The organism is Psychrobacter sp. GTC18467 (genome assembly GCF_055397455.1).
Map to the genome: position 1 here is coordinate 1,308,667 of NZ_AP038920.1, position 26,181 is coordinate 1,334,847.

Sequence of the window (26,181 nt, forward strand, 5' to 3'; positions counted from 1 at the left end):
TTTGGCAACAACTGAGCAATAACAAAAAAGCGTGACCATACTATCAAAGTTTTTATAAAACTGAATGGTGTCACGCCGCTGTCAATGCTAGCATGTTTTTGTAAAAAATGGCTGCAAATTGTGTTTGCAAACATTACTCAAAACTTGCTTGCTGCGCAAAGCTTTTGAGATATGCTACACTGATTGCCGAAATTGGCTTGAAAAAATAAAGCCAAAACGCGGTAATATAGTCAGTCTTATATAAAAAAATCAAGCGATGCTGGGATGAATTTTTTGCCGCCTCTGTGAGCTTGCGAGCAGCAAGCAAAAAAAATTTATACCAGTTGAGCGTTTTTAAAAACCGTAACTTTTTAAAGTTAGATTGACAATATAAAGCACGACATCAATAACTTAAAATGATGACTTTAACCGAACAATAAGCCGATTGCAGGCACAATTATAATTTGACAAAGGACACCATGATGAATATTCAACTGACCAGTCAGCTGCCAAAAACGCACACCCAAAAAATCCTTAAAAAACCCACCGCCAAAGATGCCGCTTGCCTTGTGGTGTTGGTTGACGACCAAAAAACCTTACTTGCCAACAACGAGCTAAGCGAATTTCAAGAGCGCGTTGAGCAACTGGTTGAAGTGGCGCATTTTGACGGTAAAGTTGGCGAAACCGTTGCCGATTATGCCTTAGCCGGTGATAAAAAAACCACCAAGCAAAATCCAGTTCAATTGCTGATTGTCGGTGTTGGCAGCCTTGATAAGCTCAATCATTCAAGTTTACAAAAAATCGCCAAAGCCATTTATAGCGCGACCAAAAACCGCGTTGAGTCCTTAACCATTGCCTTAGGTGATGCGTTTGGCGATGAAGAATTTGACCAATTTGTCCGAGCGCTACTGTCTGCCGCTTACCGCTTTGATAAGTACAAATCTGAGCAAAAAGCCCCGCTATTAAGCGACATTTACTTATTGACCGATGACAGCTTTGCCCCCGCCCTTGAGTTTGTAAAAGCGGTGATTAAAGGTCAAACGTTGACCCAAGACGTTGCCAATGAACCGGGCAACATCTGCTTCCCTGAGTACCTTGCTGAACAGGCTCAAGCGTTGGCAAAAGCGCATTCAGACGTGTTGACCGTTCATGTTTTAGGCGAAGAAGAAATGACGGCGCTTGGCATGGGCTGCTTTTTAGCGGTCGCTCAAGGCTCAAAAAAAGAAGGCAAATTGGTCATTTTAGAATACCAAGGTCGCTCAAAATTCAGCGCCAAAGCCAAATCTGGCGTGGTCAAAGCCATCACCAGCAAACTGCCCATGAAATCGGCAAAAGAAGACAGCGCTACCAAAACCATCAGCCCTGATGCGCCAATTGCACTCGTTGGTAAAGGCGTAACCTTTGATTCAGGTGGCATTTCAATCAAGCCAGGCGCTGCCATGGATGAGATGAAATTTGACATGGGTGGCGCAGCATCGGTGCTAGGAACGATCAAAGCCCTTTGCGAATCGCGATTGCCCATCAACGTCGTTGGCGCTTTAGCTTGCGCTGAAAACATGCCGTCAGGTGATGCCACTCGTCCAGGCGACATCGTTAAAGCCATGAACGGTAAATCGGTTGAGATTTTAAATACCGACGCCGAAGGTCGCTTGGTGCTCGCCGACACCTTGTGCTATGTTCAGCGCTATCAGCCAGCTGCCATCATTGATGTGGCAACGCTTACCGGCGCTTGCGTGATCGCACTAGGTCACGTTCGCTCAGCGGTCTTTAGTAACGATGAGGACGTCTTATTTGCCCTTGAAAATGCCAGCAGCCAATCGGGCGATTTGGTTTGGCACATGCCGCTTGATGACGACTACCAATCGCAATTGGATTCTCCGATTGCCGATATCCAAAACATTGGCGGTCGCGCGGCAGGCGTGGTTACCGCGGCTTGCTTCTTAGCGCGCTTTATTGAAGACGGTCAAGCTTGGGCGCACTTAGATATTGCCGGAACGGCTTGGAACTCAGGAGCGGATAAAGGCGCAACTGGTCGCCCTGTGCCGTTATTTATGCAATATCTTAAAAACAGCGCTGACGCCCTATAAATGACGCCCGTTTCTGTCAGTTTTTATGTGTTAAGTGAGACTAAAGCCCAAGATATCTTGGGCTTTGTTTGCAGCTTAACCCAAACCGTCATCGATAAAAGCGCGCTTGCCGTGGTCATTTTAAGTGACGATAGCGCCAAGCTTTCGCAAATCGATGACGCGCTTTGGGCATTTGAGGCGACAAGCTTTATTCCGCATCAAGTTATTAATGACCGCGTGACTTCCAAAAATAGTGCTGCCAATACCGCAACAAATTCAAAAGACCTTTCACCGCGAGTATTATTAAGCAAAAATCTGCCCAACGGCTTTTCAGGAGCAGTGATTAATTTAACGGCAAAGGCGCTTATTTTAAACTCTGAAAACAACTCTGAAAACTCAAACTCGCAAACCTCAAACCCTTCCCGAATTTTAGAACTGGTATTGCCCAACGAGCAAAGCACCGCGCTTGGTCGGCAAAAATACCAAGCTTATAAGTCACAAGGCTGCAAACTGCAACATTTTAAAGTTTAAGCTGTTTTATTTTACCTTTTAAAATTTGTTTGGCTAAGCTTGTCATTCTCTCTAAATAACTTCCCCTAAAACCATTTTTAAGATACTGCCTTTTGTCCGCTAGCGACGCTTTTATTAGCCTGACTTTATAAAAAATGCTACTATTCCTGCGAATTTAGCATAACGATAGCTCAAAACTTCACAAAGCCATCGTTGACCGCAGATAGGGGCGACATTATGCAATCCTTCCTCGCAGCATATCAGCGCATTGGGCTGGTGCCGCTGATTATTTTTGGCTTAATCTTGGGCGTTCTTATTGGCTGGCTTGCGCCAAGTATTGGCATCGCGCTTGGGCTGTTGGGGACGCTGTTTGTTGGCGCGCTCAAAGCCGTTGCGCCGATTTTGGTGTTTGTTTTGGTGATGGCAGCGATTTGTCAGCACCAAAGCAGCAATGAAGTGTTTGTAAAGCCGGTCATTATTTTATATTTGATCGGTACGTTTTTGGCAGCATTGACCGCCGTTGCGGCAAGTTTTTTATTTCCGACCACGCTCGTTTTGGTTCAAAATACCGTCGAGCAAATCCCGCCGGCAAGCTTGCAAGAGGTCATTACCAATTTATTATTAAGCCTCGTCGCCAATCCGGTCAACGCCATTGCCAACGCCAACTATATGGGGATTTTGGCTTGGGGCGCGATTATCGGCTTTGCGCTTCGCCAAGCCAGTAGCACCGCGCGCCTTGTGGTCACCGACTTGGCCGACGCCATCTCTAAAGTGGTCAAGTGGGTCATCATGCTTGCGCCCATCGGTATTTTAGGACTCGTTGCCAATACGGTTGCCGAAACTGGATTTTCAGCGCTTGCCGGTTATGCAAGGCTGCTTGGCGTTTTGGTCGGCTGTATGGGATTTATCGCGCTGATTGCTAACCCGCTTATTGTGTTTATTAAAACTGGTAAAAACCCCTATCCGCTGGTGTTTACTTGCTTAAAAGAGTCGGGAATTACCGCCTTTTTTACAAGAAGCTCGGCGGCAAACATTCCGGTCAATATGAGCCTTGCCGAAAAACTTGGGCTACAAGAGGACTCATATTCCATCACCATTCCATTGGGGGCGACCATCAACATGGCAGGGGCGGCAATCACCATTAACGTGCTGACCCTTGCCGCCGCGAACACGCTTGGGATTGAGGTCAGCTTTGCATCAGCGTTATTATTAAGTTTGGTGGCGACTATCAGCGCTTGCGGCGCGTCAGGCGTTCCAGGTGGCTCGCTGCTGCTGATTCCGCTTGCCAGCAGCTTATTTAGCATCCCCAACGACATTGCCATGCAGGTCGTCGCCATTGGCTTTATCATTGGCGTGGTTCAAGACTCGACCGAAACGGCGCTTAACTCATCAACGGATGTGCTATTTACCGCTGCTGCCGACCCAAAATATGCTCGCAACTCGGCGTGATAATTGGCGTTAACGTTTAACAAAAAAAAGGGCGTCATTGCCCTTTTTTTACAGTTTAATTTCAGAAAAATTTTTAATAAAAATTATCAAGACGTTATTTTGGCGCGGTCACCGCAACTTCAATTACTGGACGGTCGCTTTGCCATTGGCGTTTAAATTGGCGCAGCTGCTCAAGCTCATCAAGCAATTCTAAAATCAGCCCGATGGCAGGGACGCTGGCGTCAAAATCACGGCTTAATCTTGAGGCTCGGCGAACCGTGGTCAGCTGGAACCCTGAAAATCCGCGCGGCTCAGCAACATCATATTCAATGATATTTTCTTCAATTAAGGCAATGACCCACTGCCGGTCTTGACCGCAAGCGGCAATCAGCTCATCTAAATCCATGATAATATCGGTTAATTCGGGCGAGTGCTTCATCGTTATTGTCCTCGTTATCTATGTCGTATTCTTCTTGTTATCGACTATATTATAGTAGCAACCTTTTGATTTTGTTAAATAATTTTAAAACATTATCTTTGTTTAAAAATAAACTTTAATCGTTAACGGCTAATGGTTGAGCTGTTAAACGCTTGCTTTAACTGCTCAAAAGCGGCGCGCTCGTCATCGGTTTTTACTTCAGGATTGACGATATTTAAGGTTAAAAATAAATCTCCGGCTTGTTTGGCAGGGATACCTTTGCCTTTTAAGCGCAAATTGCTTCCAGATTTGCTGTTTTTTGGGATACTGACACCAAGCGTTCCGGCAGGCGTGGTGATGTTAATTTTATCGCCAAGCGCGGCTTCCCAAGGGGTGATATTGACGGTTTGGTAAACGTTGGCGCCTTCAAGCCGGATGTTGCTTGGGTGAGTAATTTTCACTTTTAAAAATAAATCGCCGTTTTTGCCGCCGCCAGTTCCTGCCGCGCCTTGACCGGACAGGCGGATTTGCTTACCTTCGGTGATGCCTTTGGGGATTTTGATTTTTAAGGTTTTATTTTCATAATTGACTTGCCCCATAGCGTTGCGGGTTGGGACGTTAAGTTTTATGCTGTAGTCATCGCCGGTGTAAACCGAGGCTAAATCAACGCTGATTTCGGCGTGTTGGTCTTGACCTTGCTGGTTTTGATTAAAGCCGCCAAAGTCATCAAAGCCGCCGCGCGACTGCCTGCCGCGAGCGCCGCCGCCAAACGCGGAAAAAATATCATCAAAGCGAAAGCCACCTGCGCCATGAGCATTGCCTTCACCAAACTGGTCTTTAATATCCTCCCAGCGAAAGCCGCCAGCACTGCCACCAAAACCGCCGCCGAATCCTGAAGCGCCGCCGCCAAAGCCACCTTGACCTGCAAACGGATTGGCAAGCATGGCATCGTATTCCGCGCGCTTGTCTTTATCGCGCAAGGTTTCATAAGCGTTGTTAATCTCGGCGATTTTGGCATCGGCGTTGGGGTCGTCGCTGACATCAGGGTGATATTGGCGAACCAACTTACGGTACTTTTTTTTGATGTCGCTATCAAGGGCGTCTTTACTGACCCCTAAAATGTCGTAATAGTTTTTTTCAGCCATATTATTATTCCTTATGATTTTCAAATTTTTATAGCGATAAAAATTGCTTGTTCTAAATGAGTGGGATCAATGATTAAGCGCGGTGGGTTTAGTTTTGAGGGTCAACATTGGTAATCATCTTCGGTTCAATCAACCGCTATAACGAGCAATATATATAAGATCAGAAAATAAGTTCATTTTTTTAAACTTATTTTTCACCATAGCGCATTAATCCTTGATAAATTTGGCTTTACTTATGATTTTACAAGTTTAAATACGTTTAGCCACAATTTATTTAGGGCGTTTTGTTCACGAATCGTTATTAGCCTTTTAGAGCTTAAATAGGTCGCAGAACTCTCAATAAAAAAAATTCTCAATAAAAAAAGAGCAAACAGCTTTCTGTTTACTCTTTTTATTGACAGCAACTGGCTTTAAAGCCACTGCCCAATTACGATTAGCGGCAATAGACCTTTGCCGTTCTTGGGGTATAAATACCAAAAGAAACCACGCCCAAAGCAATATCTACGGGCTGCTGAATGGTTTGAATTTTCGCAACATTGGCTGCGCCGCCGCAAACCTCAGCCGCATTGACTGTTTGCTCTTGTCCTAATCCTGAGATGAAAAAGGATTGCGATTTTGAATATGTGGCTACCGCTTGAGCGTTTGGTTGAATGACGGCAGTTTGAGTTGCACAACCTGACATTATGGTTGCCGCGCCAATCGCTGCAGCAATAATCAGCTTTTTCATAATGATATCCTTACTTGCAGAATACGCGAAGTTGACGCGGCGTATAAATTCCAAATGTGATCGTACTTAGCAAAACGTTCATGGCGCTTTCTTGGGTTTGAACGCTATGGACATTACGCTGACCTGAACAAACCTGAGCGGCATCAACCGTTTGCTCTTGACCAATTCCGGCAAGCAAGAAGTTTTGTGTCTTATCAAGCTCTGCAGTTGCCGTATTGTTTGGGGCATTTGTTGATCCCAACAAATAAGTTTGGGTGGCACACCCTGAACTTAAAACTGCAAGCAATGCCAAAATAGCAGCTTTTTTCATGAATTACTCCAAATTAAGATCATATAATATGATTTTTGTTCGGAGGATACTAAACACAATCTTACGCTAATGCAACAAATTTGCAAGCAAATGACCATAAATCTTAAATTTGGTCAATTTTTTAGAAAGCGCCAATCATAACGTTGGGTTCTCAAGCGCTTCTAATTCGCTCATGGCATCAAGTAGGCGCTCCTCAATGGCATCTTGAGATTGCTGCAGTGTCGATTGCTCCTCAAGTAACGCCAATAATTTATTTTTATTGGCATCTTCATATAAACTGACATCCGCAAGCGTTTCTTCAAGAATACCCAAACGCTGGCTGGCGTTTTCAAGCTCTGTTTCTAAGTTGGCAATTTGTTTGCGAAGCGGCGCGGTTTGTTTACGCTGCTCGGCGGCTTGTTTACGCAAGGCTTCTTTGCTGATTGTGCTTGCTTTATCTGGCTTAGCTTCAGAAGTTGCCAACGCTGATTTCGTTTCACGTGAAACCTGAGAGGATTGCTTTTTATTCTCGCTGATCCATTTGCCATAATCATGAATGTCGCCGTCAAACTCATCAACCGCGCCGTCGTGAACGAGGTACAATTCATCGCAAACGTTCGCCACAAGCTCGCGGTCGTGCGATACCAAAACGACCGCGCCCTCAAAGCTTTGTAAGGCAAACGTGAGCGCTTGCCGCATTTGCAAGTCTAAATGGTTGGTCGGCTCATCAAGAACCAAAACGTTGGGGCGCTGCCAAACAATCAGCGCTAGGGTTAATCGCGCCCGCTCGCCACCTGAAAACAGCTTACTTTGGGTATCAATGCGCTCGCCGCGAAAATCAAAACTGCCCAAAAACGAGCGTAAATCAGCATCCGAGGTTAGCCCCGCCAAACGGCGAAGCATTTGCATTGGGGTGGCGTTTTCATCAAGGCTGTCCATTTGGTGCTGATTAAAATAGCCAAGCTTTAGCGTATCGGAAACGCGATATTGACCAGAAATCAGCGGCAACTCACCAACTAAAGCTTTAATGAGCGTCGATTTTCCTGCGCCGTTAATCCCCAAAAGCCCAATCCTTGAGTCCGGCGTCACTTGCAAATTCACGCGATTAAGCATCGGCACATTATCGTAGCCAATGCTGGCATCGGTCATCACAATCAAGGGCGAGCTCATGTGGGTAGGCTTGTAAAACTGAAAGCTAAACGGATTGTCCGCCATAACCGGTGTCAGCTCGCTCATGCGCTCAAGCTGCTTAATCCGGCTTTGCGCCTGCTTTGCCTTACTGGCTTTGGCGCGAAATCGGCGGATAAAGTCATCCAAATGCGCGCGAGTGGCTTGCTGCTTTTCAAAGGCGTGCTGCTGCTGAGCCAATCGCTCACTGCGGGTTCGGATAAACTGCTGATAATTCCCTGAATACAAGGTGATTTTTTGCTGTTCCACGTGAAGGATGTTGTTCACCGTGGCATCAAGAAACGCTTGGTCGTGGGAAATAACAATGATTAAGCCGCTAAACTGGTTAATCCAAGTTTCAAGCCACAAAATTGCGTCCAAATCCAAATGGTTGGTTGGCTCATCAAGCAGCAATAAATCAGCGCGGCTCATCAAGGTTTTAGCCAAATTTAGCCGCATTCGCCAACCGCCCGAAAACTCCGACACGGTTAACTCATGCTGATGGTTTAAAAAGCCAAGCCCTGCCATAATTTGCGCGGCTTTGGTTGGCGTCTTATAGCCATCGATTTCATCAAAGCGTTGATGCAATTGAGCAATCTCATCATCTCTTAGCGCCTCAAGATTGTTAAGCGCGGCATTTAATGAAAACCACTCGTCATCGCCGCTCAACACGTAATCGATGGCTGATTGATTGCTTGCCGCAACTTCCTGCGCCATGTGAGCGACCTGCCAACTGTCAGGGATGCCAACGCTGCCGCTGTCCACGCTGACCTCGTCACTTTGACCGTCAGCATTGCCAAGCGCTTGCATTTGGGTCAAAATTAGCGCAAACAGCGTTGATTTTCCCGTGCCATTATTGCCGGTAAGCCCGATTTTTTGGTTCGGGTGCAGCTGAAAACTAGCACCACTAAATAGCACGCGACCATCACGGCGAACGGCAACTTCTTTAAATTCAATCATAAAATCATCTTTTAAAAGTTACGGTTAAAATCAGCAAACTGATTTCAACATTATTAAGCGCTATTATTTCAAACGCGCTAACAATAGGCAATCGGGCAAGCCGCCCCTTGACAAATAAATTCGCCGCCCCAATTATGCTATACTAACGATTGACCATCAGGCAGTGACTGCTCTGCCTTATTGATATTTTGAGGTAATCATGACCGTAAGTGCCGCCGTATTTAACCCAGCTGAGCAGCTTGACCCCACCGCCCTGAATTTGACCAACAGCGCTGCCCAAAAAGTGCGTAGGCTTCGCGAAGAAGAAGGCGATGACGATTTGATGCTTCGTGTTTATGTCACCGGCGGCGGCTGCTCGGGATTTTCCTACGGCTTTAACTTTGCCAATGAGGTCGATGAAGACGATGCCGACTTTCAAAATGGCGATGTAACGCTTGTTGTTGACTCATTAAGCTATCAGTATTTGCAAGGCTCAACCATTGATTATATTGAAGGCTTAGAGGGCGCTCGCTTTGTGGTTCAAAACCCCAATGCCACCACCACTTGCGGCTGCGGCTCGTCGTTTTCTATCTAAATTGCCTTTATTTTTCTAAAGCTTAAATTTAAGACCCATCATTTAAAGCTTTCTTAATATAAAGCTTGAGTTATTGATTTTATAACCAGCTTTAATATGAAATTGCAAGCATTATCAATTTACCTCTGTTTATAATTTGCCTTTTTTTACCGATTAAACAAACAAAAGCGCGTTTAGTCGGTTTTAAACTTGTTTAATTATTTAGTTGTGGTTAAATATAAGGCGAATCAAGCGCGTGATATTAATGAAAAATTTTTATTTATTGGCTTCAAAGCCGTTAGGCAAATGCCTCCTTTGAACCTATAAATAATAACTTCACCTTAATTTTTGCCGCTGATTTAGACGTAACTTGCAAATTTAATTTGTTTGACCGTTATGTTTTGCAATTTTACCAACGGTTTTAGGTTGGTGTATTGGAGAAGATACGGGCTAACTGTTTGCTTGCCGGTTACGACGAATTTACCTAAATTTTGGCTAATTTTTAAGCCCAATCATAACTAATAATAGGACTCGTCCCATGGCAAAATTATCACTTGACCCATTAAACGAAATTGACGGTTTTATCGCTGCTGCCCTTGTTGACAGTGAATCTGGTCTTGCCCTAGCGACCCTTGGTACTGGCATTGACTTAGAGCTTGCCGCCGCCGGTAACACCGAAGTTATCCGCGCTAAGCGCAAAGTGGCTGATGCGCTTGGTCTTGATGAAAATATCGAAGATATTTTGATTACTTTGAGCAAGCAGTATCACTTATTGCGCCCATTAGTTCGCAATAGCAACTTATTTTTATATTTAGTATTGGACCGCCAAAAATCAAACCTTGCCATGGCGCGTCATAACTTAAAGAGCTTTGAAACTGAGCTTGATTTTTCCTAAGGGCTGCTAAAACGACTTTGATATGAATTTTTATCATAAGCATCTACCGTCATGGTAGGTGCTTTTTTCGTGTGGTTGCGATTTAATTTAGCGCCAAAAACTACTAAGTAGCCATAGCGATAAAAACGGGACATTACCATTGTTAAAGTGGCGAAAGTCAGTGCAAGTAAAGGTTACGCAATTTGTAATCGCGCGTGGTGTTTCGCAAGGCTTTGGGATAAACTTAGCCCATTCTTACCCTTTTTTAAGCAGCGTTTGGCGCCAAAGTCAGCCTTGCTTGATAATAATAATGAACAGTTGCCAATATTATGAGTGATTTTGCTACAAATTTTTCTGGATTTAAACTTCCTGATTGGCTAACAGCGTCCCTATTAGCCGGAATGCTGCGCGGTATTGAAAAAGAAGGGCTTCGGGTGCTCGCTGATGGTCACTTAGCAAAGACTTTTCATCCCAAAAAGCTTGGCTCAAAGCTGACCCACCCGTTTATCACCACCGATTATGCGGAAAACTTACTTGAGCTGATTACCGAGCCAAAAAGCACGCCAAAAGATACGCTTGCCATGCTGCGACAGCTCCACGTTTTGGTTTATCAAGCGCTTCCTGAGGATGAGTTGATGTGGCCTTTGTCCATGCCGTGTATTAAATCGGCTAACGATGAGGACATTCCGCTGGCTGATTATGGCACATCGAATTCAGGTCGGTTAAAGACGCTTTACCGAAGTGGTCTTGGCATCCGCTATGGTCGGCGGATGCAAGCCATTGCAGGGCTGCATTATAATTTGTCCTTTGGTGATGAGTTATTTTCGCGCTGGCTTGCCGAAGAAAATAAGCAAAATGACGCTCAACATAGCCACGATAATGAGCGGCTCTCAAACTTTAAAAATGACAAGTATTTGGGGCTGATTCGTAACTTTAAGCGCTTAACCAGCCTTGTGCTGTATTTGCTTGGGGCAAGTCCGAGCGTTTGCGCAAGCTTTGTGGAAGGTCGCAACCATGATTTGGAATTATTAAACGAGCGCACCTATCATAAGCCGTTTGCCACCAGTCTGCGAATGGGCAAGCTTGGCTATACCAACAGCGTTCAAGAGTCGCTTGATATTCGCTACAATCATTTGCCGGAATATGTGGCAGGGCTAAGACGCGCCATTCAAACGCCACACGACAGCTTTAAAGCGCTCGGTCTTGAGGATGAAAACGGCTCGCCGATTCAAATTAATGACCACATTTTGCAAATTGAAAATGAGTTTTATAGCCCGATTCGCCCCAAACAAATCACCGAGCGCGGCGAAGCGCCAACCGAAGCTTTAGAGCGGCGCGGCATTGCTTATGTGGAGTTTCGAGCGATTGATTTAGACCCGTATAGCGACATTGGCATTCGCTTATCCAGTGCTTGTTTTTTAGAAGTGATGGCGCTGTATTGTTTGCTAAGTGACTCGCCGCTATTGCTTCCTGACGAAGAAGAAGAGCTTGCAATCAACGTTGAGCGCGTTGTGAATCAAGGTCGTCTTGAGGGTCTGCAGATTTTGGCAGGCGGCAAAAAGGTGCTATTGCAAGATTGGATGCTTGAGCACTTAACTCAAATGCGACCGCTCGCGGCGCTCCTTGATGCTTATCATGGCGGCAACGACTACCGAACCGCCATTGCCCTAATGCAAGGCAAGGCCGGTCACAGCGACTCGACCATTTCAGCGCAAGTGATGGATGACAGCAAACGCTTGGGCGGAATGTGGCAGCTTGGGGCAACGCTTGCCAATCAGCACAAGCAAAGCCTATTAAAACAAACGCTCAGTCCAAAAGACCAAGCCAAATATGAGGTCTTGGTTGAAAAATCGCTACTTCAGCAAGCCGAACTTGAAGCTGCCGACACTGAGGATTTCAACACCTTTTTACAGCAGTATCGCTAATTAAGCTTGGCAAAAATTTACTCAAGCCCTAAAAAGATTAAGTCCAAAAAAAGAGAGTTTCAATGTCCCGATTGACTTACCGCAATTTAAACTGGCTGTTAGCCGCTGCTGCCCTGTTAGGAATGGGCTTTGCGCTGCTGTTTTTACAGCGTTATATGGGATTTGCGCCCTGCTCGCTTTGCGTCTTTCAACGGGTCGGCTTAATTGTGATGGGGGTTTTTGCGCTGATTGCTGCGGTGGTTAACCCAAAAGCCATGTGGGCAAGGCTACTGCTTTGGGTGGGCAGTTTTGCAGGGATTTTGTGGTCGGTAGGGGTTGCCGCGCGCCACATTTGGCTTCAGCACTTGCCGGCTGACCAAGTGCCCTCTTGTGGTCCTGGTCTTGACTATTGGCTTGACACCTTGCCTTTGCAGCAAGTGCTTCACGAAGTGCTGTCCGGCTCGGGTGAGTGCGCCCTTGTTGAGTGGCGCTTTTTGGGACTGAGCATTCCTGAGCAAGCGCTGATTTTCTTTTTAATCTTACTTATCATTCATGGGCTATTATTCTTCCGAATTATCAAAGCAAACTAAGTAGTAATTTAATAGTGGTTAATAATCAATCACTTACTGCCAAAATAATTGACTGGGCATTCACGATTTTCTTGCAAAAGACTGCTTTAGTATAACAAACGCTTACAGTGTTAAAAGCAAATTTTGCTATCTTAAGCGGATGTAGGGCTTATTAGCATTTGGACTAAAAGCTGCTGATGGTTGGTAGCTCTCAGCGTTATCTAATAGCCTTTCTTTTTAAAGCCACCGTTTACCTTACTCCTGTACTTGCTTTTGCGATAAACCTGCAAGCGGCGCGGTGGCAGCTTGATAGCAGTCAGTTAAGTTATGATAAAAAACCTTATTTCCGCTCGGTTTGCACTTTTAAGTAGCAAAGTACCTAGCATCAAAGCCCCCTTAACGGTAAGCGGTTGGCAAGGCTTAAAAAAGCGCCAACTTCTTACAGCGGCTTCGATACTGTTAGGGTCAGTCTGGTTGACCGGTTGTGATAGCCAGTCGGCGACCTTTTCAATGGTCGATTCAAAGGCAGATGAAGCGGTAGAATCTACGGCAGCGGCAACCCAACAAGACCACCTTGCTGACACTGCTAACCATGACGCTGATGAGCGCTTACCAAGCTTAGGGGCAAGCCCTGCCCCTGAAACTCGTGGTCAGTCGTTACTTGCCGCTGCCAAAACCGATGACAATCCGGCTCAAAATCTAGCCACGATGGACAACCGTAGCGAAAACTCCTTACATGCAACCTTAATTGGTGATTATGAAGGGATGTTGCCTTGCTCGTTTTGTGAAGGGATAAATGTCACTTTAAACTTATTTTCTGATGGCTCGGTGATTAAAACCAGCGTTTTTGAGGCGCCGGATGTCCCAAAAGCACCACTTTCTGAGTCGGGCGTTTACCGGCAAGACAATAATAAAATCATCATCGCCTATGAAGACCAATCGATTGAGTCGTTTGAGATTCAAGATAACCATTTGGTGATGTTTGGTAAGGACAAAAAGCCCAATCCTGATTTTACGTTATCTCGAAAATAGTCCTTATCAACCTTAAAAAAACGTTCATTACCGCTTAGTTATTGACCCTCTTGCCTACCTTGTAGGCTTTTTTTATGTCAAAAAATTGAGGGCAAGGATTTTCATTGGCGAAGTTTTGCGCTTTACATTACAATGAGGCGGTTATTATTTTGCCTTTTGACTACAGCGAGCGCGATTGATGCACATTCATATCTTAGGAATTTGTGGGACATTTATGGGGTCATTGGCGCTTTTGGCGCGAAGCCTTGGGCATACGGTGACCGGCTCTGACGCCAATGTTTATCCGCCGATGTCCACTCAGCTTGAAGATGCGGGCGTTTCCATTCTTGAGGGCTATTTGGTTGAGCATTTAACGCCAAAGCCTGATTTGGTGGTGGTTGGTAATGCCCTGAAACGCGGAATGCCGGTCATTGAATACTTGCTCAATTCCGACATTCGCTACACTTCAGGACCACAATTTTTATCCGAAGAAGTGCTGCAATCGCGCCACGTGTTGGCCGTTGCCGGAACGCATGGCAAAACCACGACGACAACGATGCTGGCTTGGATTTTGCAATTTGCAGGAATTGATAGTGGATTTTTAATTGGCGGCGTGCCCCTTGTGAATACCGATGATGAGCGCTTGCAACATGCCTTTGCGCACAGCAGTCATTTGGGCACCAATACTGATGATAAAACCACGGGCTACTTTGTTATTGAGGCGGACGAGTACGATTCGGCGTTTTTTGATAAGCGCTCAAAGTTCGTTCACTATCGCCCAAGAACGGCAATTTTAAACAATTTAGAATTTGACCACGCCGATATTTTTGCTGACTTAAACGCCATTCAAACTCAGTTTCACCATATGATTCGCATGATTCCCAGTCACGGTCAAATCATCATGCCAAACCAAACCCCAAGCCTTGAGGACACCCTTGCCAAAGGCGTTTGGACACCGGTTTGGCGAACGGAAGTTGCGACTGAAACCAAATCAAAGCTTGAGCAAAATCCAACCAGCGACTGGCAAGCGCAACTCATCCGCGATGATGGCAGCCAGTTTTTGGTCAAATTTCATGGTGAGAATAACTTAAATGACAGCAATCAAAACCAAGGTCTTGTGACTTGGGAAATGAGCGGCAATCATAACGTCAATAATGCTTTGGTTGCCATAGCTGCCGCGTTTCACGTGGGCGTCAGTATTGATAAAGCTTGCGAGGCGCTGAGCAACTTTGCTGGCATTAAGCGGCGGATGGAACATCTTGGCACGGTGAACGACATCATGGTCTTTGACGACTTTGCCCATCACCCCACGGCAATCACCACTACCCTTGATGGCGCTAAGAAAAAACTTAATGGTCGCAAAATTTGGGCGGTGATTGAACCGCGAAGCAATACCATGAAAATGGGGATTCACCAAGATGATTTGGCGGAATCTGCAAGCCTTGCCGATAGCGCCATTTGGTTTGAACCTGCGGGGCTTGAATGGGGTCTTAAAGAGGTTATTTTGGGCGCGGACGTTGCCAATCCGCAGCAAGTATTAAGTTCAACGGACGCCATCATTGAGCAGTTAGCCGAAAATGCCCAATCTGGAGATGCCATTATTATCATGTCAAACGGCGGCTTTGAGGGCATTCATCAGCGCTTATTAAGCAGACTTGCAAAATCCAGTCACGCTTAATTTCTAAAGTTTTTACTGTTTTAACCATTCTAAATCAGCGCCAACTGCTAACTTTGGCGCTTTTTTTTGCTGATTAGGAGTAACAATCAGCGCTTTCGTTACGTAAATTTTCAAGCCGCTACTTTATTAACTTATCCTTTACCGAACCTAGTCACACGGTAGCAATTATCGATTTTTTCTCACATAGCCCATACACAGCTAACACTTCTCGATTATTTTTTGACCGCAATTAATTCTACAATAAGCTTATCAAATCAGATGATAGCTGCCTTGTTGTAGCACTCAAGCTGATTCAAAACTTATAAATTTAAAATTAAAACTTATAAAAAATTAAATGATTGAAGTGGTAGGAGAACGATTATGGGATTTATTTGGATGATTATCGTAGGTCTGGTTGCTGGGCTTTTAGCGCGAGCCATTAAACCCGGTCACGACCCCATGGGCTGGATTATGACCATCGTCTTAGGAATCGTCGGCGCGCTCATTGGTGGCTTTTTAGCCAGTATGGTGGGAATCAATGCTGATGGCGGCTTTACCGGTCTTATCTTTTCCGTGATTGGGGCGATTATTTTGTTGTTCATTTATGAGTTTGTGATGAACAAACGCCATGTTTAAGGGCAACCTTTAGCGTAATAAAAGACCTTAATCCAATTTAAGGTCTTTTTTTATGGCTATTTTTACTTACCTGCGATGTTAAAGCAATAAATAAAAATGTTTCATATCGTAGTGAGCCATTGATAATCATTACTTTTGACCGCAATTATCTTATAATATGCCAAGTTTTAGCGCGGATTTGCGCCAAATTTGCCAATGTTACTCAAAAAGGTGAGCCCAATGGCCGTTCTTCCTATTTTAAGTTACCCTGACCCTAGACTTCGAACCCTTGCCGCCCCCGTGAAGGTGGTTGATGAGGAAATAAAAGCCCTTATCAAGGACATGCTTGAAACCATGTATGACGCTCAAGGCATCGGTCTTGCGGCAACTCAAGTTGACCGTCATGTTCAGGTCATTGTGATGGACTTGTCCGAAGATAAGGACAAGCCTATGGTGTTTATCAACCCGAAAGTCACACCGCTGATTGACGAAACTCAGCCCTATGAAGAAGGCTGCCTGTCTGTTCCTGAGGTTTATGATAAGGTTGAGCGACCCGCTAAAGTGCGAATTGAAGCGCTTGATGGCAATGGCGAGGCAATCGACATGGAAGCGACCGGACTTTTAGCCGTTTGTATTCAGCACGAAATGGACCACTTAAACGGCGTCATTTTTGTGGATTATTTATCAAGGCTTAAGCAGTCGCGGGCGCGGGATAAGGTAAAAAAAGTCATTAAAGCTCGTGAAAAGCTTGATGAGGTAAAATCGGCTCAGCCGGTAAACGTCTAGCGGGAAAATTACTGCCCCAAACTATCCATGATTGACTTCTCCATTATTTTGCTTAAAATTTGAGCAATCTAATAATTTTGGCTTCTTTTTTCTGACCACCAAAAGGTTTTGATAACGATGATTAAAATTGACCAATACTTTGATGCAAGCAGCTGGCAAAAATTCACCAAAGCGGCTGAAGGTCGTCCCACGCCATTTTTGGTGGTGGATTTAAGCCGAATCAAAACCAAATACCATGAGATGGTTGAGCTGTTTCCGACCGCCAAAATTCATTACGCGATGAAGGCAAGCCCTGCGGTTGAGGTGATTAATTTACTTGCCGATTTGGGCTCAAACTTTGATTGCGCCTCCATTTATGAGCTTGACCGCGTCCTTGGTTGCGGCGTTGACGGCTCGCGGATTTCTTACGGCAACACCATCAAAAAAGCCGACCATGTGAAATATGCCTTTGATAAAGGCGTTCGCTTGTTTGCCACCGATTCTGAAGCGGATTTAAAAAATATTGCCAAATTTGCCCCCGGCTCAAAGGTTTTTGTTCGTATTTTGGTTCAAGGTTCAGAAACGGCGGAGTGGCCCTTATCGCGCAAATTTGGCTGTCACCCGAACATGGCAATTGATTTGCTCATTCAAGCCAAGGCGCTTGGTCTTGACCCTTATGGCATTTCGTTTCACGTGGGCAGTCAGCAAAAAGACGTGGCTGCTTGGGATGATGCCTTGGCTAAGGTCAAATATATGTTTGATTGGATGCTCAATGAAGAAGGCATTAAGCTGCGAATGATTAATTTGGGCGGCGGTTTTCCGACCAATTATATCAGTGAGGTCAATCCAATTCAGGTTTATGCTGAAGAAATCAAAAGCTATTTGACTGATGATTATAGCGATGAAGACATGCCGGACATTATTCTTGAGCCGGGGCGCTCATTGGTTGGTGGTTCGGGCGTTTTGGTCAGTGAAGTGGTGCTGATTTCGCGAAAATCAGATACCGATTTGACGCGCTGGGTTTATACCGATGTTGGGTTGTTCCAAGGGTTGATTGAAACGCTTGGCGAGGCGATTAAATATCCGGTTTATACCCCAAAAATGGAAACCTCAACCGATGAAGGCACGGTGGTTTTGGCGGGCCCAACTTGTGACTCGACCGACATCATGTACGAAGAAGCCGGCTATCAATTGCCAGAAGAGCTTGAAATCGGCGATAAAATTTATTGGCTGACCACCGGCGCTTATACCAACTCTTACTCCTCAGTTGAGTTTAACGGCTTCCCGCCGCTGGATGTGGTTTATATTGACTAAAAGTTTTAGTTAAAGCTTTTGATTAAATAAAGGTTTGAAAATAAAAAGCGCTGGTGATATCAGCGCTTTTTTTGTACTTACTTTTTGCTATTAAAAACTATTGAACCATTAGCCAAATGGGCGTGCTATTGGTTTGCGAAAATTGACCGCTTTTGCCAAACGTTGATTGGCTAATGTTTTTATTTTGTTGAATATCGCCGATTTTTTGCCAAGTTCCACGTGAAACAATAAGTGAGCTTGACAAGGCTTGCTGCTGAATCATTGGTGAGCTAAATCTTGAGCCTTTAATCACTTTATCGTTGTTTTGCTGAAGGGTTACTTCAACTTGGTTGTTATTCAGCAGTCTTGGAATGACGTTAATGCCTTGCGCGGCGGTAACCAGTCCAATTTGATTAATGACGATTTGATGAGCTCCAAGCTGCCCAAACTGGGGTTGATTGAGCGGCTGCGGCGATAGCGCCAGTAACGTTGCGGTGCTGATACTTGCCGGATAGCCGGATAAGGTTTGCACTTGGTAGGACTGGCTGGACTGCGCTTGGTTTGACTGCTGATAAGCGCCGCCTTGAGCAGAAATGCCGCGCTGATTGATAATAACTTGAGCTTGGTTGACTTGACCAAATTGGCGGCTATCACCGCCAACGCGGACGTTAATGATTAAGGGCTTTGGCTGCTGGTCAATTTGCGAAAGCAGGTTTTTGACCGCTTGGTAATTGTCAGCGGTGGTGGTGACAATCAATTTGTCTTGATAGCTTATCACGCGACCGCCGTTTGGGTGTTGATTGAGCAGCTGTTGAACGGGCGCAATGAGAGCCGTACCGCCATAAGAGTCAATGACAAAGGTTTGCGGGCTTGTCGCTTTTGCAGGTTTTAGCATTGCCGTAACCGCCAGCAGCGAAAATGCTACGGCTTGATAAGTCCTGTTTTTCATAAGTGATTTTAAAACTTGCATGGCTACCCTCACCCATTTCACTCACTGTTACCAACGCTTATTTTTTATCGTTTAATCCCAAAACGTCCTGCATGTCATAGCGGGCTGATGGCTGATTTTTAAGCCAAACCGCCGCACGAACCGCGCCTGCCGCAAAAGTCATCCGCGAGCGCGCTTTGTGGGTGATTTCGACCATCTCGCCATCGGCAATAAACATCACCGTATGGTCGCCAATGATTTCGCCGCCGCGAACCGCGTGAATGCCGATGCTGCCTTGCTTACGCGCGCCGGTTTGACCTTCACGGCCATAAACAGCAACGTCTTTTAAGTGTTGACCGCGAGCATTTGCGACCGCCTCTGCCATCATAAATGCCGTTCCGGACGGCGCATCGATTTTATGCTTATGATGCGCTTCAATGACCTCAACGTCGGCGGTATCGCCAAACGCTTTGGCGGCGATTTCTAACAATTTCAGTGATAAATTAACGCCCGTTGAATAGTTTCCGGCGTAAACAATAGGAATTTGGCGACTGGCGTCATTTAAAATTTGCTCTTGGTGTTCATTAAAGCCAGTCGTTCCAATGACCATCGCCACACCGTGCTTGGCGCAAATTTGCATCATCTCGGCGGTCGCATCGGGCAAGCTAAAGTCAATCAGCACATCAATGTCATCAATGACCGCATTTAAGTCGCCCGAAATGGCAACATTTTTTTTACCAATTCCGGCAACCTCACCGGCATCACTACCAATCAAGCTTGAGTCAGCGCGAACAATTGCCGCGCTCAAATGGCAGTTAGGATCATCAAAAACGGCTTCAATCAGCATTCGCCCCATTCGCCCTGCGGCGCCCATAATGCCGATGGCAAGGGTTTGTTGGTCATTATTATCGGTCGTCGTCATCACTGGTTTTCCTTAAAAAAGTAGTTTTCAAAAAAGAATCGTTGCTGCTGATATCATATCATGAAATTTTAAAGCGCTTGCTTGATGGCGGCGTTGTTCTTTTTACGAGCTTAAATGGTTTTTAAAAAACAAAAAAAATAAGAAAACAAAAAACCCCAAAAGTTCCACATGAAACTTCTGGGTCAGCGATAACAATTTTGCTTTAAGGCTTAATCAAACAATTCGCCAATTTTTTTAAAAAACGATTTTTTATGCGGCGACTGCTGATGATGACCGTCACCATCAAGGGTATCTTGGAATTTACGCAGCAGCTCAATTTGCTCTTGGTTTAAGTTGACCGGCGTTTCAACGATGATTCGGCAAATGAGGTCGCCTTTCATGGTGGTTTTAATTGGCGTGACCCCTTTACCGCGAACGCGAAGCATTTTACCGCTTTGGGTACCTTCAGCAACGCGGATTTTGACTTTGCCATCAAGGGTTGGAATTTCCACTTCTTTGCCAAGGGCGGCATCTGAAATGCTCACCGGAACGTCCATGTACAAATCAGCGCCGCGACGTTTAAAGACCTCGTGCGGCTTGATGCGAACTTCAACGTACAAATCGCCATTTTGAACGCCAGCGCCGCCCGCTTCGCCCTCACCGCTCAAGCGGATGCGGTCGCCATCGTCAACGCCTGCAGGGATAGTCACTTCAAGGGTTCGCGATTTGTTTTTAACGCCGCTGCCTTGACAATCTGAGCAAGGATTTTTGATTTGTTTACCGCTGCCGCCGCAGTGCGGGCACGTTTGCTGAACGGCAAAAAAGCCTTGCTGCATTCGCACTTGACCGTAGCCGTGACAGGTTTGGCAAGTGACCACGTCGGAGGGGTCTTTGGTGCCTTTGCCATTACAAGTGTCACAAGGCGCCGGTGCGCTAAAGGTAATCTCTTTTTTGCAGCCGCGAACCGCCTCTTCAAGGGTCAATTCAATCACATAGCGCAAATCTGAGCCGCGGCGTGGCCTTGATGAGTTGCTGCGACCTTGACCAAAAATGTCCTGAAAGTTGCCGCCAAAATGTCCAAACAAGTCGCCAAAAATATCTTGAAAGCCGCTACCACCAAAGCCGCCGCCGCCCATGCCATTTTCAAACGCTGCATGCCCCATTCGGTCATACGCCGAGCGCTTGTTATCATCGCTCAATACTTCATAAGCAAGCGATGCTTCTTTAAACTTTTCTTCAGCATCAGGGTCGTCCGAGTTGCGGTCAGGGTGATATTTCATCGCCAGTTTTCGGTAAGCTCGCTTAATTTCTTTGGTATCCGCCGTTTTGCTGACCCCTAACACCTCATAAAAATCGCGCTTACTCATGGTCTCTCCTCTTGTCATCAAAGCTTGCCGCCTTTATCCCCTTGCAAATGATAAGTTGCCGCAGACCTCATAAGAAGTTTCACGTGAAACCGGTCAAAATCATCGGGGCGGCGCTGCTAAAGTTGGGTGGCGAGAAACTTGCTAACCAAATCAATTAATAAAAGTTTGCGCTGTTAATGGTGATGACAATCACAATTATCAAGACTTAACTGACAGATATTTTTGCAGGCTTTGATATGGTTTTTAGCAAATTTCTTTTATATCGATTTTTTGGCAGTCATGATAAGATTTAGCTCCTGCTTTGACCGCAATCTTGATTTAAGAGTCACCGTTTTTTTGCCCAATAAAAAAGCGGCGCAGGTAAAAATAGGAATAAATGTTATGAAAAAGCTGACCTCGCTGCTGCTGATTTTGATTGTGATTTTGGTGGCGATTTTTGCCGCATCGCCATATTATCGCGCTTATCAGCTTAAAAATGCTTTTGACGATAAAAATGGCGCGGTGATTGCGGCGGCAATTGATTATGAACTGCTCAACCCTAGCGTCAAATCGCAATTAAAAAACCAATTTGCCAACACCCTTCAGCAGTATCCGGCGGTGGTGGAACTTGGCGGCGAGCCGTTAACCCAAGCGGCAAATGGCTTTATCGAGCAAGCCGTTGATGGCGCTATCACCCCGCAAAACGTCGAAAAAATCGTCAGCACTCAAGGTCAAGCCAACAACGCCACCAAAGAGCTGGCGGCAGCTTGGGCAATTGCCAGTAACCAAATTAATTTAAAAACCCTCATCCGCGATATGATTATCGAGCGCGGCGACATTGATGCGGTGATAAAAAAACAAGTTAATTTGGTGATGAACAACCAAGCTCAGCGCATCGAAACGGCAAAAGCAGCGCCGGATGCCGGTAAGCCTGAACTTCACTATTGCGGCATCAATTGCTTTACCATCAGCGGTGTGGTCAAAGGCTATCCGGTGACTGTTGAGTTGGCGCGGCAAGGCTTTACCACTTGGAAAATCGTCGACGTGACGTTGCCAGAATAGCCATAATCGGAATTCATAAAAAATAGTATGAATAAAAAAACCGCCATCAATCAAGGCGGTTTTTTAATGCAAAATTTTAACTGAAAGCTTTTTAAATCATGGTTTAAAAACTAACGAATCCCTAAAAACTGCAAAAATTCAGGGCTGTCAAAGCTTGCTTGATACAGCTCACCATCGGCGCGGAAAATCGCCGGCGTTGCCACCACCGCAAGTCCTGCTGCTTTATCGCGGTTTGGGGTGACAAAGTCGGTGCTGCTAGTTGCGGTTGGCATTTGACCTTTAAGCATCGCGTTATCAAGCGCAAGCCTGCGGGCGCTATCCCCTTTTTGCGACCAGATGGCGCGCATTTGCTGCGGCGACTGCTCATAAATTGGGTAGCCAATCGCTTTTACTGTGACGCCTTTTTTATTGAGTTCAGGGATTTGATGGTGAAATTTTCGGCAGTACGGGCAATTAACATCGGTTGCGATATAAACAACCGCTTTTTCCGGCGCCGTTGCCGGATACGTAATCAATTGCGACTCATCAAGCGTTTTAAAGACCGCTTGGTTTTTACGCTTTTCAAAGGTGTCATCAAGGCCAGTAAATTGACCGTTTTGAATGACCGCAATCTCGCCGTCGGTGATATAAGCACCATCATCGCTCACCAAAAATGGCACGCCCTCAAGCGATGCGCCCCAAATCACCCCAGGAACAGCGGTATAAAAAAACGGGTTTTTACTGCTGATATTTTTAAGGGCGCTCATGTTATCAAGCAGCACTTTTTTAGCAGTCGCGGTGATGGGTTCTCCGAGCTGAGCGCTACTTGCTCTTGGTGGCACTTGGCTATTGCGCTTCGGGCTTGGATTTTTTTGCAGCTCGCCTTGGATGACGTATTTGCCATCGCCGGTCATGTGGAGGGGTGGCTGACCGGCAAGGCTAATTTGGTACATATTGGGCAGTTTTGATGGGGTAATGCTTAAAATCTGCGCCTTAATTCCGGCCTGATTGAGAACTTGGCGCAATTTGCTATCAATGGCAGGGCTGACTGCTGAGCTTGTCGTCGCGGAAGCCGTTTTTTGAGTTGCCTTTGGCGCTTTTGTTGGCGCTGGCTGAGCGCAAGCACTGGTCACCAGCAGCGCCGCAAAAAGAGGAGTTAGGGCTAATTCAGGTCGTTTCACAGCAAATCCTATCGAGTTATCATTTTAAATATCATGATTTAGTTTGCAAAAAATTTAGCGGCGCGATTTAAAAGTCATTGATAAATGGATAACCATCAATACGATTAATCATTAAGAACTTTTAAAAGTTTTTACCGCAAAATTTTATATTATGCAAAAAGGTAGATTAAAATAGACATCGACTGTAGCATAACTGACCTAATTTTTAACCCAAACTAAGCTAATTTTGCAATTTGGCTACCAAATATTAAGACCCGAGAAACAGTTTAATTTTAAGTATTTTTAAACTCACCATTTTAAAATTGGCTGATTTCTTCATCTGATAAAAAGCGGCTGTCGCCTTTTTCCAAACCATCAAGGGTAATATTGCCAATGCTTTCGCGGTGAAGTTCAATCACTTTATTGCCAAAATAGCCCATCATGCGCTTCACTTGGTGATACTTTCCTTGAACTAAGGTCAGTTTGGCGTGGGTCTCATCAATAAATTCAAGAGTAGCCGGTTTGGTTGGCTCATAGTCGCCATCAAGTAAAATGCCCTTTGCCACTTGCTTTATCGCATCAGCTTGCGCATCGGCGTCCATCGGGTCAGCTAAAGTGAGCGCGTAAACTTTGGGATGCTCGTGCTTAGGACTGGTGATTCGGTGCAAAAACTGACCATCATCACTTAAAATCAGCGCCCCTGTGGTGTCCACGTCCAAACGTCCTGCCATTCGCAAGCTTTGCAATTCAGGAACGGCAATCAGTTCGGTGACGATAGGATATTCTTTGGCTTTGAGGGTACATTCAAAGCCTTCAGGTTTATACAATAAAATATAGCGGTTGCCGGTCGCGACCGACAGCGGCTCGCCTACCCAAAGCACCTCATCATTTAAAATGTCGATATGCAGCCCTGGGTCTTTGACCACCTCATCATTGACGGTAATTTCGCCGGCGTGAAGGATTTTTTTGGCCTCTTTTCGAGACAGCTCGGTGGCCTTACTGATTAATTTATCTAAGCGCATTGATTTGCCCATCCGTTGTTATCATAATGATGACTCAAAAACTAAAAAATTATAGGTCAAAACCTGACCTAACTTGCCGCAAGTTTAGCATAGTTGCCCTATTAAGCTGAACGATTCCTAACTTATGAAAACGATGTGCTATGAGCTATCAAACCTTAAAACGAGCTGTCCGCGCCGATTTGGAAATAAAAAAGTCGCAATTTATTGCCTTTGCCTATCCGGTGACCACTCGTGAAGCCGCAATGTTTCATGTGGAACAATTAAGGCTTGAGTTTCCCGATGCTCGCCACCACTGCTGGGCATATATCATCGGTGACCCAAACAACACCACAAGCGCGGGATTTGATGACGACGGCGAACCAAACGGCACGGCGGGTCGACCAATTTTAAATGTGTTGCAGCATAAAGCCATTGGCAACGCAATTATCATCGTTGTTCGCTATTTTGGTGGCATTAAACTTGGCGCAGGCGGTCTCACGCGAGCTTATGCGGCATCAGCGCAATTGGCGGTTGATGAAATGCAATTGGTTGAATTTGTTCCCAAATCAATGCTGATGATTGAAACGGATTTTGCCGATGAAGCCCAGTGCCGCTATATTGCCGCGCAATTGGGCGGCACAATTGGCGAGGTCAATTACGGCCAAACGGTTCAGCTGCCAGTGACGATTGCCAATGAACATATCGCCGAGCTTCAAGAAAACTTAGGCATTTACGGCAAAGTGACTGAAAATAATAGCAAGCAAAGCATAGAAAATAAGGATTAAGCTATCATTTAACCTTTAATAAATTTTTAAACGCCAAATTAAAAAAGTTAAGTTTCACGTGAAACTTTTAACAATTAAAAACAACCAAAAAGCTGCAACTATTTATGACAAGTTTTAATTACCAACCGTTTAAACCGCCGTTTTGGCTGGCCAATCCGCACTTGCAAACCATTTTACCCAAGTTTATCGCCCCAACCTCGCCAAATTATCGCCGCGAATTGGTCAAAGACTCGCTCAATGAAAGCGAAGTGGCTTACGATTTTGTTGATACTGCTGACATTCAATTAAGCGAAAATCAATTTCAAAAGCCGCTGCTCGTTTTGTTTCACGGCATGGAAGGCAGCAGCCAAAGCCATTATGCAAGGGTTCTTGCCAAGGCGGCGCAAACTCAAGATTGGCATTTTGTGGTGGTTCATTTTCGCAGCTGCGGCGGCGTTCCGGTTAAAGGTCGCGTGTTTTATAACGCCGGTGACACCGCTGAAATTGACCATGCGCTGCGCCATTTATCCCAAAGCTACCGAACGATTTTCGCCGTTGGCGTGTCGCTTGGTGGCAATGCGCTTGCAAAATACATGAGCGATTTTGGCGATGATGCCATTTGTAAAGCGGCGGTTGTGGCGTCTGCGCCCGTTGATTTGCTTTCCGCGTCGCTTGCCATGGAGCGTTTTTTGGGTCGTCGCGTTTATACGCCCTATTTGCTTAATCCCATCATTGAAAAAGCGCTTGCCAATGATTTAAGTGAGGATGAAATCGCGGCGATTAAATCAGCGCGGCGAATGAGCGATTTTGACAACATTTTTACCGCCCCGCGTCATGGCTTTCGCTCGGCAAATGATTATTATTATAAAGCATCTGCACTGCCGCATTTGATTCATATTGCCAAGCCAACCTTGATGATTAGTGCCAAAGATGACCCGTTTTTGGGGGTCACTGCGACATCCGGCGACGTTTCCGACCAAGTGACATTAATTGATACGGCTCACGGCGGTCATATTGGCTTTTTAACCTATCAAGATAAAAAGTTTGATTTAAGCTGGTTGCCAAATACAGCGGTCAGTTTTTTTAAGGAAGCTGAGTTGTTGATTTAGC

General features: G+C 45.5%; 25 protein-coding genes. 15 read left to right on the plus strand and 10 right to left on the minus strand.

Annotated features, from left to right (window positions below; all coding sequences use genetic code 11):
• Positions 1-461: 461 nt before the first annotated feature.
• The 3 genes from ACZ5XY_RS05650 to sstT all read left to right on the plus strand — a co-directional run bounded on the left by ACZ5XY_RS05650 (position 462) and on the right by sstT (position 4,004).
• Complete coding sequence (locus ACZ5XY_RS05650; protein ID WP_464743786.1) at positions 462-2,066, plus strand: leucyl aminopeptidase; 1,605 nt, start codon at positions 462-464, stop codon at positions 2,064-2,066.
• Positions 2,067-2,576, plus strand: a complete 510-nt coding sequence (locus ACZ5XY_RS05655) for a DNA polymerase III subunit chi (RefSeq protein ID WP_464739759.1) — start codon at positions 2,067-2,069, stop codon at positions 2,574-2,576.
• A gap of 216 nt (positions 2,577-2,792) precedes the next feature.
• Complete coding sequence (gene sstT, locus ACZ5XY_RS05660; protein WP_464739761.1) at positions 2,793-4,004, plus strand: serine/threonine transporter SstT; 1,212 nt, start codon at positions 2,793-2,795, stop codon at positions 4,002-4,004.
• Positions 4,005-4,098: 94 nt separating this feature from the next.
• Here sstT and ACZ5XY_RS05665 read toward each other — a convergent pair whose 3' ends face one another.
• From ACZ5XY_RS05665 to ACZ5XY_RS05685, 5 genes are all read right to left on the minus strand, one after another.
• Positions 4,099-4,422 carry a chaperone modulator CbpM gene (locus ACZ5XY_RS05665; protein ID WP_464739763.1) on the minus strand — a complete coding sequence of 108 codons (324 nt, stop codon included), beginning with the start codon at positions 4,420-4,422 and terminating at the stop codon, positions 4,099-4,101.
• Positions 4,423-4,544: 122 nt separating this feature from the next.
• Complete coding sequence (locus ACZ5XY_RS05670; RefSeq protein ID WP_464739765.1) at positions 4,545-5,546, minus strand: DnaJ C-terminal domain-containing protein; 1,002 nt, start codon at positions 5,544-5,546, stop codon at positions 4,545-4,547.
• 433 nt (positions 5,547-5,979) lie between these two features.
• Positions 5,980-6,273 carry a Bor family protein gene (locus ACZ5XY_RS05675; RefSeq protein WP_464739767.1) on the minus strand — a complete coding sequence of 98 codons (294 nt, stop codon included), beginning with the start codon at positions 6,271-6,273 and terminating at the stop codon, positions 5,980-5,982.
• Between the two features lie 10 nt (positions 6,274-6,283).
• On the minus strand, positions 6,284-6,583 hold the full coding sequence (locus tag ACZ5XY_RS05680) for a Bor family protein (RefSeq protein WP_464739769.1): 300 nt from the start codon (positions 6,581-6,583) through the stop codon (positions 6,284-6,286).
• 135 nt (positions 6,584-6,718) lie between these two features.
• Entirely contained in the window at positions 6,719-8,689 is a 1,971-nt protein-coding gene (locus ACZ5XY_RS05685; protein ID WP_464739771.1) for an ATP-binding cassette domain-containing protein, read from the minus strand.
• 199 nt (positions 8,690-8,888) lie between these two features.
• Here ACZ5XY_RS05685 and erpA point away from each other — a divergent pair, with 199 nt between their 5' ends.
• The 9 genes from erpA to ACZ5XY_RS05730 all read left to right on the plus strand — a co-directional run bounded on the left by erpA (position 8,889) and on the right by ACZ5XY_RS05730 (position 17,951).
• Positions 8,889-9,263 (plus strand): iron-sulfur cluster insertion protein ErpA, encoded by a 375-nt coding sequence (gene erpA, locus ACZ5XY_RS05690; protein ID WP_464739773.1) that lies wholly within the window; start codon positions 8,889-8,891, stop codon positions 9,261-9,263.
• A 517-nt stretch (positions 9,264-9,780) separates the two neighbouring features.
• Complete coding sequence (locus tag ACZ5XY_RS05695) at positions 9,781-10,137, plus strand: roadblock/LC7 domain-containing protein (protein ID WP_464739775.1); 357 nt, start codon at positions 9,781-9,783, stop codon at positions 10,135-10,137.
• Positions 10,138-10,445: 308 nt separating this feature from the next.
• Positions 10,446-12,041: a glutamate--cysteine ligase gene (gshA, locus tag ACZ5XY_RS05700; protein WP_464739777.1), complete on the plus strand. Its 1,596-nt coding sequence runs from the start codon at positions 10,446-10,448 to the stop codon at positions 12,039-12,041.
• 62 nt (positions 12,042-12,103) lie between these two features.
• The gene (locus ACZ5XY_RS05705; RefSeq protein ID WP_464739779.1) at positions 12,104-12,610 is read left to right on the plus strand and encodes a disulfide bond formation protein B; all 507 of its coding nucleotides are present in this window, start codon (positions 12,104-12,106) and stop codon (positions 12,608-12,610) included.
• A 306-nt stretch (positions 12,611-12,916) separates the two neighbouring features.
• Positions 12,917-13,621, plus strand: coding sequence for a copper resistance protein NlpE N-terminal domain-containing protein (locus ACZ5XY_RS05710; RefSeq protein WP_464739781.1), 705 nt, complete (start codon positions 12,917-12,919; stop codon positions 13,619-13,621).
• A gap of 178 nt (positions 13,622-13,799) precedes the next feature.
• Entirely contained in the window at positions 13,800-15,278 is a 1,479-nt protein-coding gene (mpl, locus tag ACZ5XY_RS05715; RefSeq protein ID WP_464739783.1) for a UDP-N-acetylmuramate:L-alanyl-gamma-D-glutamyl-meso-diaminopimelate ligase, read from the plus strand.
• A gap of 360 nt (positions 15,279-15,638) precedes the next feature.
• Entirely contained in the window at positions 15,639-15,893 is a 255-nt protein-coding gene (locus ACZ5XY_RS05720) for a GlsB/YeaQ/YmgE family stress response membrane protein (protein WP_464739785.1), read from the plus strand.
• Positions 15,894-16,112: 219 nt separating this feature from the next.
• Complete coding sequence (gene def, locus ACZ5XY_RS05725; RefSeq protein ID WP_464739787.1) at positions 16,113-16,658, plus strand: peptide deformylase; 546 nt, start codon at positions 16,113-16,115, stop codon at positions 16,656-16,658.
• 117 nt (positions 16,659-16,775) lie between these two features.
• On the plus strand, positions 16,776-17,951 hold the full coding sequence (locus ACZ5XY_RS05730) for a type III PLP-dependent enzyme (RefSeq protein ID WP_464739789.1): 1,176 nt from the start codon (positions 16,776-16,778) through the stop codon (positions 17,949-17,951).
• 97 nt (positions 17,952-18,048) lie between these two features.
• Here the strand turns inward: ACZ5XY_RS05730 and ACZ5XY_RS05735 are convergent, their stop codons facing one another.
• The 3 genes from ACZ5XY_RS05735 to dnaJ form a co-directional block, all read right to left on the minus strand.
• Positions 18,049-18,879: a hypothetical protein gene (locus ACZ5XY_RS05735; RefSeq protein ID WP_464739791.1), complete on the minus strand. Its 831-nt coding sequence runs from the start codon at positions 18,877-18,879 to the stop codon at positions 18,049-18,051.
• A gap of 58 nt (positions 18,880-18,937) precedes the next feature.
• Positions 18,938-19,780 (minus strand): 4-hydroxy-tetrahydrodipicolinate reductase, encoded by an 843-nt coding sequence (gene dapB / locus ACZ5XY_RS05740; RefSeq protein ID WP_464739793.1) that lies wholly within the window; start codon positions 19,778-19,780, stop codon positions 18,938-18,940.
• 209 nt (positions 19,781-19,989) lie between these two features.
• Entirely contained in the window at positions 19,990-21,126 is a 1,137-nt protein-coding gene (gene dnaJ, locus ACZ5XY_RS05745; protein WP_464739795.1) for a molecular chaperone DnaJ, read from the minus strand.
• Between the two features lie 381 nt (positions 21,127-21,507).
• Here dnaJ and ACZ5XY_RS05750 point away from each other — a divergent pair, with 381 nt between their 5' ends.
• A complete protein-coding gene (locus tag ACZ5XY_RS05750) occupies positions 21,508-22,167 on the plus strand; it encodes a DUF2939 domain-containing protein (RefSeq protein WP_464739797.1) in 660 nt (219 codons plus the stop codon).
• Between the two features lie 110 nt (positions 22,168-22,277).
• Here the strand turns inward: ACZ5XY_RS05750 and ACZ5XY_RS05755 are convergent, their stop codons facing one another.
• Positions 22,278-23,327 carry a disulfide isomerase DsbC N-terminal domain-containing protein gene (locus ACZ5XY_RS05755; protein WP_464739799.1) on the minus strand — a complete coding sequence of 350 codons (1,050 nt, stop codon included), beginning with the start codon at positions 23,325-23,327 and terminating at the stop codon, positions 22,278-22,280.
• Positions 23,328-23,623: 296 nt separating this feature from the next.
• Positions 23,624-24,328: a pseudouridine synthase gene (locus ACZ5XY_RS05760; protein WP_464739801.1), complete on the minus strand. Its 705-nt coding sequence runs from the start codon at positions 24,326-24,328 to the stop codon at positions 23,624-23,626.
• Between the two features lie 140 nt (positions 24,329-24,468).
• Here ACZ5XY_RS05760 and ACZ5XY_RS05765 point away from each other — a divergent pair, with 140 nt between their 5' ends.
• Positions 24,469-25,092, plus strand: a complete 624-nt coding sequence (locus ACZ5XY_RS05765; RefSeq protein ID WP_464739803.1) for a YigZ family protein — start codon at positions 24,469-24,471, stop codon at positions 25,090-25,092.
• A 104-nt stretch (positions 25,093-25,196) separates the two neighbouring features.
• A complete protein-coding gene (locus ACZ5XY_RS05770) occupies positions 25,197-26,180 on the plus strand; it encodes a YheT family hydrolase (protein ID WP_464739805.1) in 984 nt (327 codons plus the stop codon).
• Position 26,181 lies beyond the last annotated feature (1 nt).